This window comes from Hyphomicrobium sp. (assembly GCF_047600905.1).
Lineage (GTDB): Bacteria > Pseudomonadota > Alphaproteobacteria > Rhizobiales > Hyphomicrobiaceae > Hyphomicrobium_B.
On record NZ_JASGKD010000001.1, the window covers coordinates 117,649 to 131,668 of the forward strand.

The following is a 14,020-nucleotide window of genomic DNA, read 5'->3' on the forward strand; positions in this document are numbered from 1 at the left end:
CCGCCAACCGCGTTCGCGTTTTACGGGTCGACGAGGATGACCCGGAAATCGTTGACGTTGGTTTGGGTCGGGCCACACAGAATAAGATCGCCGATGGGACGAAAGAAACCCGTCGAGTCGTTGTTTTCCAGGAACTTGGCGGCATTGAGATTTTGTGCCGCAGCCCGGGCGAGGGTATCGGGGAAAACCATCGCGCCGGCGGGATCGCTGGCATGGCCGCCGCCGCCGTCGATGCCGTCGGTATCACCGGCAAGGCCGGAAATCCCGGGTGTGCCGTTGAGCGCGATGGCGAGGCCCAAGGCGTATTCCTGGTTGGGGCCGCCCGAGCCGTTCCCGCGAACGGTAACCGTCAGTTCGCCACCCGACATGATCGCGACCTTCTCGCCCTTACGCTTGGCTTCGAGGGCCATTTCGGCATGTTTGCGCGCGACCTTGTGGGCTTCGCCTTCGAGGTCGTCGCCGAGCGAAATAACGCGATAGCCAAGGTCGCGGGCGATAACGGCGGCGGCTTCGATCGAGGCGCGGGGTGCGGCGACGATCTGGTAGCTGGAGTTCGCGAGCTTCGGGTCGCCGGCCTTCAGCGTTTCGTTCTTCGGATCTTCAAGAGCCTTCGCGATCTCGGGCGACGGCGTGATCTTCCATTTGGCGAGCACGGCGCGGGCATCGGCCAGCGTCGAGCGGTCCGCTACGGTCGGGCCCGAGCCGATCTCGTCGGGATTGTCGCCGGGGACATCGGAAATCGCGAGCGTCAGCAGGCGAGCCGGATAAACGGCGGCGGCGAGCTTGCCGCCTTTGACTTCGGACAGATGTTTGCGGACGCAGTTCATCTCTGAAATCGGCGCGCCCGACTTCAGCAATTGCTTGGTCAGGGCCTGCTTTGCTTCGAAGCTGACGCCGGGAACAGGAGCCGCCCAGATCGCCGACGCGCCACCTGACAACAGACACAATACGAGATCGTTCGGTCCGGCACTTTTGGCGAGCGCAATGGCGCGCTCGGCGCCGACGATCGAATTCGCGTCGGGAACAGGGTGGCCAGCCTGCAAAATTTCGATGATTTTGGTCGGCAGGCCGAAGCCGTGACGGGTGGAGATCAGGCCGGAAATTTTGTCGGCTTCGCCGGTCGCGATGTAATGCTCCTCGGCGGCGACCGCCATTGCAGCCGAACCCTTGCCGGCGCCGATGACGATGATGCGGCCGCCCTCCGGCACCCGCGGCAGGTGCGGCGGAAGGCACACGGACGGGTGGGCCGTACGATAAGCGGTTTCGAACAGCGTGCTCAAAGTCGCGCGGACGCCGCCGTTCGTGCCGTCTTTCATAGCGTTTCCCCTGGGGCCGATGCCTGGTTGTTTCTCAGTTATTGGGGGTCTGGTTTGCGCAAACGCCCCCCGGCCGTCAAGGCATCAGAGGCCGCAGCATAGTTGGGGGTTTCAGGTGGCCCTAGGGGTGCTTATGTCGTATGGCCTGACCCAAGGATCCTGCCGGTCAAGGAGTTGACCATGAAGACTTTCGATCCGCAAACGACGGTCGAGCTCGAAGCGGCGGTGTTTCGCCGTCTGGTCGAGCATTTGCGGGCGCGCACGGACGTTCAGAACATCGATATGATGAATCTGGCAGGTTTCTGCCGGAATTGTCTGGCGACGTGGATGTCGGACGCGGCGGGGGCCCAGGGCCTCGAGCTTTCCAAGGATGAAGCGCGCGAAATCGTTTACGGCATGCCCTTCAAAGACTGGAAAGCCAAGTATCAGACGGATGCCTCGCCCGATAAGCAGGCGGCGTTCGAGCAGAATCGCCCGCGCGATCACTGACCGGTTCTGTCATTCCGGGCGAATCGCTGCGCGACATATACAACGTCAAGATGGAAGACTGAATTTATCCCTTTGGATTGCCGGGCTCGCCGCCTTGCTGTGCCTTGGTGCCGCCGCTAGCGTCAGGCGGCACTCACAGCAGGAGTTACCATGAGCACGCTTCAAGCCTCGGCGCAAAATCAGCTGCGCCAGTTCGTCGAGCAGATCGAGCGCCTCGAAGAGGAAAAGAAGCAGCTCGCGGCCGATATTCGCGACAAATACACGGAGGCCAAGGCCGTCGGGTTCGACGTCAAGGCGCTTCGGCAGATCGTGCGGCTGCGCAAGAAGAGCAATCAGGAACGGCAAGAGGAAGAAAGCATCCTCGAAGTCTATATGCACGCGCTCGGAATGCTTGACGGGCCTCCGAACACGGAGGCATTCGCCGACGCCATCCTGGCCGCGGAGTAACCGGGGATTGTTTGGGCGGCGTCCCTCGGGACGCCAGGCGGGAAACAGCGCCGCCCGGCCCCCATTCGGCGCTGAAGGCGGGCGGCGCTGGCGACGGCAACCTTTCGGCTGCCCTCTTCCCACGCGCGGAAAAGTGATCGGACCCGCGCGTCTATAAGTTCACGCTAGCCTGGGAGCATGATAAGGACAAATCGCGATTTCTTGCGACATGCATTAGTCCTTCTGATGGCCCACGTCACACTCAAGCAACTTCGATACTTCGATGCCCTCGCCCGCGAACAGCATTTCGGGCGTGCGGCGGACGCCTGCGCCGTGACTCAGCCGGCGCTGTCGATGCAGATTTAGGATTTGGAAGCCTCGCTCGGGATCGCACTGGTCGAGCGGACGCGTAACGGCATCAAATTGACGCCGAAAGGCGAAGAGATCGCGCATCGGGCGCAGCGGCTGCTCAACGACGTGCGCAATCTGATCGATTATGCCCAGCACGCGGGCGGCATTCTGTCGGGCACACTGCGGTTCGGCGTCATTCCTTCGGTTGCGCCGTATCTGCTGCCGCCGCTTCTGCCGCTTCTGAAGGAAAAGCATCCCGATCTCGAACTGCATGTGCGCGAGACGCAGACGCATATTTTGACCGAAGAGCTGATCGAGGGGAAACTCGACGTTCTGCTCTTGGCGTTGCCGATCAAGAATCCCGATATCGAGACGTATCCGATCTTCGAAGACAGATTTCTGCTGGCGCTTCCGAAGGCGCGCAAGCTTTCGGGACGCGTGCGGGCGACGAAGGAAATGGTCGAACACGATCGGCTGTTGCTGCTGGAGGAAGGCCATTGCCTGCGCGATCAGGCCTTGACCTACTGCAGCTTGCAGCAGGTCGATGACGTCAATACGTTTGGCGCTTCGAGCCTATCGACGATCGTCGAGATGGTTTCGGCGGGGTTCGGGATTACGCTGCTGCCGGAAATTTGCCTTGGGGTCGAGAGCCGCGGCCGCGATATCAAGATGATCCGGTTCGTCGATCCGGAGCCGTCGCGCTCGATCGGCCTCGCATGGCGGAGGTCGAGCCCGAGGCGCGAAGATTTTCTGGCTCTGTCGGAGATCGTCAACGAAGCGGGGCAAATTTCGCTCAAGCGCGGAGTGGCGGCGCTGCAGGCGTGACGAGCGCCGTCAACGGGCGCTGGTCTGGACCTGACGGCTTGTTATGCCAGTCGCCGCAATGCGGTTCTGTTCGAGTTCTTGCAGCGCTTCGGCGTGAACGGCCTTGCCCTTGAACTGGTCGCACCACATGGCTTCCGCCAATTGCCGTCCGGGCCGAAGCTTCATCGGCTCTATGACGCCCGCATCGTCGAGAACATTAAGCGTGGCGGCGACGTCGGGAGCCTGCATGGGGGCGAGCGGCTGGTCACGGGCGGTCGGCTTGTCGGTCAGGAACGGCGCCAGCGGAAACGGCCGGTAATCCATCTCGTCGGGATGATCATCGTCGTATGCGGGCGCCTGGGCCCATTCGCCGCCCGCGGGCGCGGACGTGTCGCCTGCGGTACCGGCTGACGGATCGAGGCTTGCAACCTGGGCGATCGGTGCGGCGGCGGGCTTGCGATTTTCATCAGCCAGGGCGGCGGCCGCCAACGCCTTCTGCGGGCGAACGGCCGGTTGCGGCGCCTGGATAAGCTCGGGCATCGGCATCGAAGCGGCGGAGGCGACCAGGGCATCGAGCTTGCCGCGATCGGCTTTCGAGGGAAGCGTGAAGAGCGACGAGCGTTCGACCGGTTTCGGGGCGGACAGCAGGCGCGGTTGGCTGTCATCGGATTCAAGCGATGCGACCTGGGTTGGCGGAGCGAACGGTCGTACCGGCGGCGTCAGCGACGGGTCGGGCTCGGTCGTCAGATTGATCGTCCGGCGCGTTGATCCATCGGCCGTTTTGGCGCGAGAGCCCAAATTGAGCGACGCCACCACATCCAAGCTCTTTTTCGGCGGGCTGATGCCGAGCGAGGCGACCATCGTCCGGGACGTGCCGGGCTCGCGGCGATCGTGGAAGAATTCGGCGACCTGTGTTGCGAGTTCGCCAAAGCGGCTGCGCGCGACCCTCACGTCGGAAGGCGTGATCGGGCGGCCGTCGGCGGGAACGAATTTCGAATGACCGTCCGGGAAGAGCAGCGCGAGTTCCTGGCGCGGCATGCGCGGCCACATGCGGACGTTCGCGGTATCGATGTGGATGAAGGGCACGCCGGACGTCGGATAATAGCCGACGCCGCCGCGTTCGCGGATCAGCGCGGAGTAGCGCATTTTCTTCAACGGTATATCGGGAAAGGTGATGTCGATCGCCTTGCCGGTGATGTGTTGGCTGAACTTGGCCTGGCCGCCGACGGTCTCGCGCAACATCTCGTTGGTGGCGGCGGAGCGATAGCCGCAGATGATGTTGATCGGCTCTTTCGAGCCCAGTTCCTCGTGCATTTCCCAGGCGAGGTCGATGGTGGCGGGCGCGATCTCCTTGATCTGGTTCTTACGCCAGTCGCGCATGATGTAGTTGATCTTCTGCATCGCCTCCGGAATGTATTTGCCATTCCGCTTGTAGACGACCGTCAGCCGCTCTTCGGTGTGAATGTGATAGAATGAAATGACGCGTTCGTCGGGCTGGCCAGCCGCCGTCATCTTGTCGGCGTTGAGGCACACGGACAAAATCAGCGCGAATGCGCCGAATACCAGCCCTGAGCGGCGAGCGGCCAAAATTCCCCCGTCCCTACTAACAAAACCCCCGAGCCCGACTGGGGCCAAAAATGCTCGGCCCTTAACGGTTAATCCCGAACCGTTAACAGGCGGTAACTATCCCGTATCGGCATCTAAAGCGTCGGAAAGGGCGATAAAAAGGCCGGTAGGCTCGCGGATATGAAAAAGCCGGCTGGGTTCACCCGAGCCGGCTTCGTCGTTCAATCGGGCGGACGCGTTAGAAGCCGCCGAAGACCTGCTTGAAGAAATTGCCGAGGCCGCCATTCTTTTTCTTGCGGCCGCGGCTGTCGTAATCGTCGTCGCCAAAGAGCGAGGAGAAGTTGTCGTTGCCCCAGCCGTCGTTGGGAATGTCTTCAGGCGAAACCTTCTTTTCGTCCGCCTTGGAGATCTGGTTCCATTTGCCGGCAAGCGCCAGCTGAATGCGCTTTTCGTGGCCATAGACGTCGGCGTAGGTCTGGACCTGACCGTCGTCGTCGACCCAGGCGGTGAAGTAGGTGACGTGCACCGGGATCGGATGATCGAGAGCGATCTCGTTTTCTTCCGGGCCGTTCTTGACGAGGTCTTCGACCTTCTCCTTGTCCCAGCCTTTGTCCTTGTTGAGGATCAGGTCGGCCAGCGCCACGGGATTGCGCACGCGCATGCAGCCATGGCTGAAGGCGCGGACGGGCTCGTTGAACAGGCTCTTGCTCGGCGTGTCGTGCAGATAGACGGCGTGCTTGTTCGGGAACAGGAACTTGACGACGCCCAAGGCGTTGCCGCCGCCCGGCGGTTGATAAATATTGAAGTTGCGAATGTCGGTGCGTGACCAATCAACATTGTACGGATCGATCTTGCGGCCGTTGTATTCCGCCACGAGGCCCTGCCGGCGAAGCGGGTCGCCGCCGCCCCTGAGGCCAGGCAGCAGTTCCTTGATCTTGATTGAATCCGGAACGTTCCACCGTGGTTGGATAACAACCGTTTTCATCGTCTCGGAAAAGATCGGAGACTGGGCATCTGGGCGGCCGGAAACGATGCGCTCTTCGTGAATAACCTGGCCGTTCGACACCACGCGGAATTTGAATTCCGGAATGTTGACCATGACGTAGTAGTCGCCGAGGTCGGCCGGCATCCACCGCCACTCTTCCATGTTGGCGATGAGCTTGGCTTCGCTGATGTCGTTGCTGGCATTGAGCGAGCGGCGCAGTGCGGCAGTGACCCAAAGCGTGGGATTGATGCCTTTGCTCTCCTTGTAGGCCTTCACGGCTTCGGCGAGCGTCTTGTCGTAATAGGTTTCGTCGGCGGGCGAGCCGTCGTCCTTGGTCGGAGCTGCCGTCACTTTCAGGCGTTTGCGTAAAATGGCGATCTGCGGGCTGCTCTGACCCGGTTTCAGGTTCGGGCCGTCCGGAATTTTCAGCTCGTCCGCTTTCTTGGTCGAAGCACGAAGTGCAAGGAGCTTTTCGCGCAGGCGGCGGAACTGTTCGGCCTGGGGATGAAGCGACGTGAGATATGCGGCTTTATCCGGAGCTGCAGCCAGATTGTTGATAACAGTGCGGGGCTCGATCAGCTCGGGCTTGCGATCGAGGAAGGTGCCGAGCTGGGACGAGGGATCGGGGATGCGGCCACCGTGTGCATCGCGGGCATATTCCATGGCTTCGAGCGACAGGCGGGTTTCGACCGCCGTCAGATCATCGAGGCTATAGGACCCGTCCGGATTTGCCTTGAGGTCGGGAATTTTGAAATCGGCCGAGCGCAGGCCCCAGTCGTCGGCGCTTTGCAGTGCCGAGATCAGGTTTTTCGCCTCCGCGGTGAAACCGCGCTTGTCGACCCAAAGCGTGGCGCCCATGCGCGACTTGTAAAAATCAGCCAGGGCGGCACGATCGTTGGCGTCGGTATCTGCGAGCAGTTTCTTGCCGTTGGCTTGAATGTAGTCGGCGATCGGCAGGTAGACGAGGTGGTCGTCGGCGACGATTTTCGCCGGCTCTGAACTGGCCGTAGCTGGCGCGGCCTGTTCGGGCGTCGCAGGAGCCGCTTTGGGATCGGCCGAACCAGTACCAGTTGCGGTCTCGGGAGTGGGCAGCGTGGCGGCGGCCGGAGCTGCTTCCTGCGGATTCGAGGGCTTTTCCGGCGAGATGTCCGTCGTCGGCTGATGCTCCATCGCCGTTTCCGCGGATCCAGCCGGTGCGGGGATCGCGGGATCGGATGTGCTGTCAGACCCTTTCGTTGGATCGTTGACCGGATCGAGCGCAAATGCTGCTGACCCCGGTCCGGCGGTCAGCAACAGGCCGACAGCCAGAACTTTCGCGACGCGCATACCGAAAACCACCTTTCAACTCCCCCGGCCACAGATAGGCGCCAGCGATTGCCTGACGAACCACAGCGGGAACGTGCTGCATGACACAGCGCTGTGGCGAAACTGTTGCTGCTTCGTGCTCATCCACGCGCAGAAACGGGAAAATACGGCGCGGCTAACGCACCGACCCGTTTCGCTTACTCCCAACACCATAGAAAATGGAAAGTTTCAATTTGATTGCACCTTGAAAGAATTCGCGACAGCTATCGCGAAAATGCAAAAGCCCCGGATGCAGCCGGGGCTTTTGCGGTCGAGGGCGAAGGGGCTCGCTCTCGCATTCAGGCGGTGATTTGCGGCCACCGGCCCGAATGTCATTCGTTCGACGTGTGCGGTCAGGTCGCACGTCGCTGCAATCCGGAGCGCGTGCGCCGGATTGAGATCTCGCCTTTGGCGTGCAGTTGCGGGGAAGTGCCGAAGATCAGTTGGTGCGCGGCTCGAGGCCGTATTCCTGCATCTTACGGTAGAGCGTCGAGCGGCCGATGTTCAAACGCTTGGCCACTTCCGTCATGTGTCCGCGATAACGGCCGAGGGCCAAGCGGATCATGTCGGCTTCGATGGCTTCGAGCGAGCGAATTTCGCCATCCTCGGCGACGGCCTGGATGCCGAGCGAGCTGCCGGTGGTCGAACTCTTGATCTCGACGGTGTGAGGGACGGTATTTTCGGCGCCGAGAAGAGCCGGTCCGGTGTAGGCCTGCGGCTTTTGCACGACGGACGGTGCGGCCGGAATTTCGGCTTCGAAGCCTTCGACGTGGGCCGCGATCTGAGGGAATTCGGCGACCGTCAGCTCGGTGCCATCGGCTAGGACGACGGCGCGGAAGACGGCGTTCTCAAGCTGGCGGACGTTGCCCGGCCAGGAATATGCCTGAAGCAGACGCATGGCCCGGTCGGAAATCGTTACGACGCGCTTGCCTTCCTCGGCAGCGAAACGAGCGACGAAGTGGCGTGCGAGTTCGGGGATGTCTTCGACGCGCTCACGCAACGGCGGGATGAAGATCGGGAAGACGTTCAGGCGGTAATAGAGATCCTCGCGGAACTTTCCGTCCTTGACCTGCTGGATCATGTCGCGGTTGGTCGCCGAGATGAGGCGGAAGTTGACCTTCACCGGACGCTTCGAGCCGATTGGATCGATCTCACCTTCCTGCAAAGCGCGCAGCAGCTTGACCTGAGCGTCGAGCGGCAGCTCACCGATTTCATCGAGGAACAGAGTGCCGCCGTCGGCCTCCTGGAATTTGCCGATGCGCTTGTCGATCGCGCCGGTGAACGAGCCCTTCTCGTGGCCGAAGAGGATGCTTTCGATCAGGTTCTCGGGGATCGCGCCGCAGTTGACGGTGATGAACGGTCGGCCGACGCGATCGCTCTCGCCCTGAATGGCGCGCGCGATCAATTCCTTGCCGACGCCGCTTTCACCTTCGATCAGCACCGGGATATTCGATGCGGCGGCGCGCTTGCCGAGCGTAATCACGCGCGTCATGGCCTCGCCGCGCAAAACGAGATCATTGAACGTCAGCGTGCCATCAGCGGTTTTCTTCAGGCGCGTGATCTCATCGCTCAGCGCTTCGATCTTCAGCGCGCTCTTGATAGAGACTTCGAGGCGTTCGGGCGAAGCGGGCTTCACCACGAAATCGACGGCGCCGCGACGCATGGCGTTGATCGCAGCTTCGATCGAGCCATTGGCGGTTTGCACGATGATCGGCGGCATGCCCGGGGCGCGGCCGATGCGATCCAACACGTTCATGCCGTCCATGCCCGGCATGATGAGGTCCAGCAGGACCAGGCCGATCTGCGGCCGTTCCTGGCCTTCGAGAATCTGGATGGCTTGCTCACCCGAACCGCAAGCTTTCGTTTCGAACCCAAAGCGCTTGATCGTTTCTTCAAGAATACGGCGCTGGGCGGGATCGTCATCGACGATGAGAATACGCTTTGACATTTTCACGCAACTTTTACTCTTAACTCGGACGCGAGATCGTTTCTGAGCAACGGAAGCCGATTGCCCCAGCTTCACACACTTGGTGACCTGGAACTTACGCAACGAGCACAAGACTGCCCGACAACGGTAAACGTAAGGTTTCGTCTTGGCGCAAATTTCAGCGATGACTCGCAAAAGGCTGGAGCGGCAGGAAAGTTTTTCCGCGCGGGTGCTGTAGCGGGCGGCGGAATCCCTAGATCGAAGGTCTCACACTATATTGTGGCCATCGGCAGCGCCTGAATGATCGTTTGTTCAACCGCCGTGGGTGATCGCGCAATGAATTCATGGCGCTTAAGCGACAAATTTTAACTTTCCGCGGCTTGTGCTAAGTCACGGCCGCAACTCTTCGACCTTTGAGGATCTCATGCGCCCGTGGCATTTGTCAGATGTCAACTTTGCTCCCCAGTCCGCAGCCGCGCTCGCAGCGGATAGGGATACTCTCGGGAAGATGCCGCAATGGGATCTAAGCGATCTCTATGCCGGGCCCGACGATCCGGCGATTCAGCGCGACCTTAAAGAGGCTGCTGCGGAGGCGACGCGCATCAAGGCGACGTATCAGGGACGTCTGGCCGAGCTTGCCAAGGACGGCGGCAAGCTGATCGAGCCAATCAAAGACTACGAGAAGCTTTCGGATCTGGCCGGCAAGCTAGGGTCGTATTCGGGGCTCTACTACGTTCTCAACCAGACCGATCCGGTGCGCGCGAAATTCAATGCCGATGTGTCGGAAGCGCTGACGAAGCTTTATACAGATCTCATCTTCTTCGAGCTGGAGCTCAATCAGATCGACGATAGCGTTCTGGAGGCGGCGTTGAAGCATGAAAGCCTCAAACGCTATCAGCCGTGGTTCGACGATCTCAGAAAAGAAAAGCCGCATCAGCTCGACGAGAAAATCGAGACGCTCTTCACCGAGAAATCACAGACGAGCCGCGGAGCCTGGAACCGGCTGTTCGACGAGACGATGTCGGCGCTGCGGTTCGACGTCAAAGGCGAGAAGGAACCGCTGTCGCTCGAGCCGACCCTCAATCTGCTGTCGGACGCCGACGAAAAGAAGCGGAAGGCGGGATCGGAGGCGCTGAGCAAAGTTTTCAAGGCGAATCTGCCGCTGTTTGCCCGCATCACCAATACGCTCGCCAAAGACAAAGAAATTTCGGACCGCTGGCATAACTTCAAGGATGTTTCCGACAGCCGCAATCTGGCGAACCGTGTCGAGGGCCCGGTGGTCGACGCGCTGGTTTCGAGCGTCCGCGCCAATTATCCGCTGCTTTCGCATCGCTACTACGCGATGAAGGCCAAGTGGCTCGGCAAGAAGAAGCTGGCTTCGTGGGATCGCAACGCGCCCCTTCCGGACAAGCCGGAGCGGACGATCACGTGGGAAGAGGCCGAGAAGATCGTGCTGCGTGCCTACAGCGGTTTCGCGCCCGAGATGGCGGCAATCGCCCGGCAGTTCTTCGAAAAGAACTGGATCGATGCGCCTGTGAAGCCCGGCAAGGCACCGGGTGCGTTCTCGGCGTCGACGGTTCCGTCCGTGCATCCGTATGTGATGATGAATTATCTCGGCAAACCGCGCGACGTGATGACGCTTGCGCATGAGCTGGGCCATGGCGTGCATCAATGGCTGGCGCGCGATCAGGGGCCGCTGCTAGCGCCGACGCCGCTGACGCTCGCGGAGACGGCATCGGTGTTTGGCGAAATGCTGACGTTCCGGGCACTCATCGCCGAGACCAAGGACGCGCGCGAGAAAAAAGCGATGCTGGCGGCCAAGGTCGAGGACATGATCAATACGGTCGTGCGCCAGATCGCATTCTATACTTTCGAACGAAAAGTTCACGAAGCGCGCCGGCAAGGCGAGTTGACTGCCGACCAGATCAACGACTTCTGGATGGAGGTTCAATCCGAGAGCCTCGGGCCGGCGATCGATCTCAAGCCCGGATATGAAGTGTTCTGGACCTATATCCCCCACTTCATCCATTCACCCTTCTACGTCTATGCCTACGCATTCGGCGACTGCCTGGTAAATTCGCTTTACGGGCTTTACGCCGAGGCGCACCCTGGGTTCGTCGCGAAATACTTCGATCTGCTCAAAGCCGGGGGATCAAAGCATCATGCGGAGCTTTTGGCGCCTTTCGGGCTCGATGCGCGCGATCCTCAGTTCTGGAACAAGGGCCTTAAGGTCATCGAGGGCATGATCGACGAGCTTGAGACGATGGGGTGACCGGCCGGGTCAAAGGGCAAGTTAATTTGCTTTCAGGTCAAGTGACGAATCTTTCGCTCGTGCATTGTCAATTGGTGGCGGGACCCGCGGCGGGGGTAAGAAGCAAATTTGCCGCTTTTCATTGGCTCGGCGCAGGAGTAGAAGCCCGCCACTTCGCTGCGTTGCAGCTCTATTCGATAGGTCGAGGTGCCTGAATGGCACAAGCGCCCGCTTCTACTCAGGCAGCCGCCGACTATGGCGCCGGAGAGGGGCATCACAGTAAGAATTTCTGGGCACTGGCGTTGGGTTCGGTAGGTGTCGTCTTTGGCGACATCGGAACCAGCCCGCTTTATGCCTTCAAGGAAGCCATTACGGCTGCCGCGCATCGCGGCTTGACGACCGCCGAGGCCGCGGTCGGCGTGCTGTCGCTCATCTTCTGGAGCATGACGTTCGTCGTGACGGTGAAGTACGTCCTGCTTCTCCTGCGAGCGGACAACAAAGGCGAAGGCGGCATGTTCGCGCTGATGGCGCTTGGCCAGACGGTGGCGCGACGAAGCGCGCCGCTGCTGGGTGCCCTCGGCATCGCGGGTGCGTCGTTTTTCTACGGCGATGCTGTGATCACGCCGGCAATTTCCGTTCTCTCGGCGGTTGAGGGTCTGACGCTCATCACTCCACAGTTCGAGAGCGCCGTCATTCCCGCCGCCGTCGTGGTACTTGCAATCCTGTTCTGGATGCAATCGCGCGGCACCGATCGGGTCGCGCGTTTTTTTGGCCCGGTCATGTGCGTATGGTTTTCCATACTGGCGCTCGGTGGGCTGATCCACATTGCCGACAATCTGCACGTTCTGAGAGCCCTCAATCCGATTGAGGGCATTTCGTTTGTCGCCCATCACGGTTTCCTCGGGCTGACGGTCATGGGTCTGGTGTTCCTGGCCTGTACGGGCGCAGAAGCGCTGTATGCCGATCTCGGCCATTTCGGGCGCCGGCCGATCACCGCATCGTGGATCTATTTCGTGATGCCCGCGCTGGTGCTCAATTATTTCGGCCAAGGCGCGCTTGTCATGCACGACGCGACCGCGGTCGAAAATCCGTTCTATCGCCTCTACCCCGATTTCATGCTGATTCCGATGCTGGTGCTGTCGACGTTCGCGACGGTGATCGCGAGCCAAGCCGTGATTACCGGGGCATTTTCGCTGACGCGGCAGGCGATCCAGCTGGGATTGGTGCCGCGGTTCGAGATCCGGCATACGTCCGAAAGCATGGCCGGGCAGATCTACATGCCGAGGGTCAACTGGATCCTTTTCATCGCGGTTCTCGTCGCGATCTTCGCGTTCCGGACGTCGTCAAATCTGGCGGCCGCGTACGGCGTGTCGGTGACGGCGGCGATGGTGATCGACACGCTGATGGCGTTCTTCGTCATATGGAAGTGCTGGAAGTGGCCACTGTGGCGCGTGGCGATGATCGTCATTCCGCTCCTGCTGTTCGAGCAGGCTTTCTTCTCGGCCAACATTCTGAAGCTGCTCGAAGGCGGATGGGTGCCGCTGGCGGTCGCGTGCATGCTGGCGATCATCATGTTCACATGGGTTCGCGGCACGCGCGTTCTCGCCAAGGTGACGAAGCGAAACGAAGCCGATCTCGACTGGCTGGTGCGCAAGCTCGAAGCGAAGCCGCCGCATCGCGTTTCAGGTACCGCGGTGTTCCTCACCGGCGATCCCTACGCGGCGCCGACGTCGATGATGCACAATCTGAAGCACAATCGCGTCATGCACGAGCGCAACATCCTGCTTTCGATCCGGACCGAAGAGACGCCACGGGTCGCGCGGCATGAGCGTCTGACGATCGAGCGGGTGTCGGACCATTTCATCCGCATCATCGCGCGTTACGGTTTCATGGAAACGCCGAGCGTTCCGAAAATCCTCGAGCATGCAAGGCGCAAGGATTGCAATATCGATATCGGCTCGACATCGTTCTTCCTGTCGCGGCGCTCGCTGCGGATGACAGCGAAATCGGAAATGCCGCGCTGGCAGGAGCGGCTGTTCATTGCGCTGGCGGGGAGCGCCGAAGACGCCACGACATATTTCCAGATTCCGACCGACAGGGTCGTCGAGGTCGGCACGCAAGTGGCGGTCTAGCCGCGTTCAATTGCGCACCTACAACCTAAGCTCGGTCGGCTGCGGACAATGCCCGCAAATCACGTCGAACCGATCGTGGAATCCCCATAAATGCGGAGACTGCGACACCTTGAAGCCCGTCGCGTCTTGGGATACCTAGCTGGTAACGATTTTAGAAAACACGAATGGGGAGTGAGACCTTGAGCATCGATATCTCGAAAGGTAGTCCTGCAATGGACTATGCGGCGCATCTCCAAACCTATCGGGATTTTCTGCGCTTCCTGAAGTGGGGCATCGCGATCGTGGCTGTCATTCTCATCGGGATGAAGATCTTCCTGGTCTGACGCTCGGCTCGCCCGACCCGCTAAGGTGAGTTCAAGACAGGGCAGACCGGCCATGGACTGCCCTTTTTTATTTCCGCCAATTTCGCCCCGACGCCCCTCCAATTGG

The 14,020-nt window shown here is 60.7% G+C and carries 9 protein-coding genes and 1 pseudogene; 6 read left to right on the forward strand and 4 right to left on the reverse strand.

Annotated elements, in window-relative coordinates:
• Window positions 1-20: 20 nt before the first annotated feature.
• Window positions 21-1,316: a glycerate kinase type-2 family protein gene (locus QM780_RS00625; protein ID WP_415068550.1), complete on the reverse strand. Its 1,296-nt coding sequence runs from the start codon at window positions 1,314-1,316 to the stop codon at window positions 21-23.
• A 180-nt stretch (window positions 1,317-1,496) separates the two neighbouring features.
• Here QM780_RS00625 and QM780_RS00630 point away from each other — a divergent pair, with 180 nt between their 5' ends.
• The 3 genes and pseudogenes from QM780_RS00630 (at window position 1,497) to QM780_RS00640 (ending at window position 3,407) form a co-directional block, all read left to right on the forward strand.
• Window positions 1,497-1,805 carry a DUF1244 domain-containing protein gene (locus QM780_RS00630; RefSeq protein ID WP_415068551.1) on the forward strand — a complete coding sequence of 103 codons (309 nt, stop codon included), beginning with the start codon at window positions 1,497-1,499 and terminating at the stop codon, window positions 1,803-1,805.
• A gap of 150 nt (window positions 1,806-1,955) precedes the next feature.
• A complete protein-coding gene (locus tag QM780_RS00635; protein ID WP_415068552.1) occupies window positions 1,956-2,252 on the forward strand; it encodes a DUF2312 domain-containing protein in 297 nt (98 codons plus the stop codon).
• 225 nt (window positions 2,253-2,477) lie between these two features.
• Window positions 2,478-3,407 (forward strand): annotated as a pseudogene (locus tag QM780_RS00640) (LysR substrate-binding domain-containing protein).
• Window positions 3,408-3,416: 9 nt separating this feature from the next.
• Here QM780_RS00640 and QM780_RS00645 read toward each other — a convergent pair.
• The 3 genes from QM780_RS00645 to QM780_RS00655 form a co-directional block, all read right to left on the reverse strand.
• Complete coding sequence (locus tag QM780_RS00645) at window positions 3,417-4,973, reverse strand: DUF882 domain-containing protein (protein WP_415068553.1); 1,557 nt, start codon at window positions 4,971-4,973, stop codon at window positions 3,417-3,419.
• Between the two features lie 217 nt (window positions 4,974-5,190).
• Window positions 5,191-7,275 (reverse strand): L,D-transpeptidase family protein, encoded by a 2,085-nt coding sequence (locus QM780_RS00650; protein WP_415068554.1) that lies wholly within the window; start codon window positions 7,273-7,275, stop codon window positions 5,191-5,193.
• Between the two features lie 445 nt (window positions 7,276-7,720).
• Window positions 7,721-9,229 carry a sigma-54-dependent transcriptional regulator gene (locus QM780_RS00655; protein ID WP_415068555.1) on the reverse strand — a complete coding sequence of 503 codons (1,509 nt, stop codon included), beginning with the start codon at window positions 9,227-9,229 and terminating at the stop codon, window positions 7,721-7,723.
• A gap of 403 nt (window positions 9,230-9,632) precedes the next feature.
• On the opposite strand from QM780_RS00655, the gene QM780_RS00660 reads away from it, so the two are divergent.
• From QM780_RS00660 to QM780_RS00670, 3 genes are all read left to right on the forward strand, one after another.
• Window positions 9,633-11,480: a M3 family oligoendopeptidase gene (locus QM780_RS00660; protein ID WP_415068556.1), complete on the forward strand. Its 1,848-nt coding sequence runs from the start codon at window positions 9,633-9,635 to the stop codon at window positions 11,478-11,480.
• A gap of 194 nt (window positions 11,481-11,674) precedes the next feature.
• Complete coding sequence (locus QM780_RS00665; protein ID WP_415068557.1) at window positions 11,675-13,591, forward strand: potassium transporter Kup; 1,917 nt, start codon at window positions 11,675-11,677, stop codon at window positions 13,589-13,591.
• Window positions 13,592-13,755: 164 nt separating this feature from the next.
• Complete coding sequence (locus tag QM780_RS00670; protein ID WP_415068558.1) at window positions 13,756-13,914, forward strand: aa3-type cytochrome c oxidase subunit IV; 159 nt, start codon at window positions 13,756-13,758, stop codon at window positions 13,912-13,914.
• The last annotated feature ends 106 nt before the right edge of the window (window positions 13,915-14,020 follow it).

Bases quoted from the DNA above. Each gene is read 5' to 3' on its own strand.
- QM780_RS00665 (WP_415068557.1), top strand. From the start codon at position 11,675: ATGGCACAAGCGCCCGCTTCTACTCAGGCAGCCGCCGACTATGGCGCC.
- QM780_RS00630 (WP_415068551.1), top strand. From the start codon at position 1,497: ATGAAGACTTTCGATCCGCAAACGACGGTCGAGCTCGAAGCGGCGGTG.
- QM780_RS00670 (WP_415068558.1), top strand. From the start codon at position 13,756: ATGGGGAGTGAGACCTTGAGCATCGATATCTCGAAAGGTAGTCCTGCA.
- QM780_RS00655 (WP_415068555.1), bottom strand. From the start codon at position 9,229: ATGTCAAAGCGTATTCTCATCGTCGATGACGATCCCGCCCAGCGCCGT.
- QM780_RS00660 (WP_415068556.1), top strand. From the start codon at position 9,633: ATGCGCCCGTGGCATTTGTCAGATGTCAACTTTGCTCCCCAGTCCGCA.
- QM780_RS00635 (WP_415068552.1), top strand. From the start codon at position 1,956: ATGAGCACGCTTCAAGCCTCGGCGCAAAATCAGCTGCGCCAGTTCGTC.
- QM780_RS00625 (WP_415068550.1), bottom strand. From the start codon at position 1,316: ATGAAAGACGGCACGAACGGCGGCGTCCGCGCGACTTTGAGCACGCTG.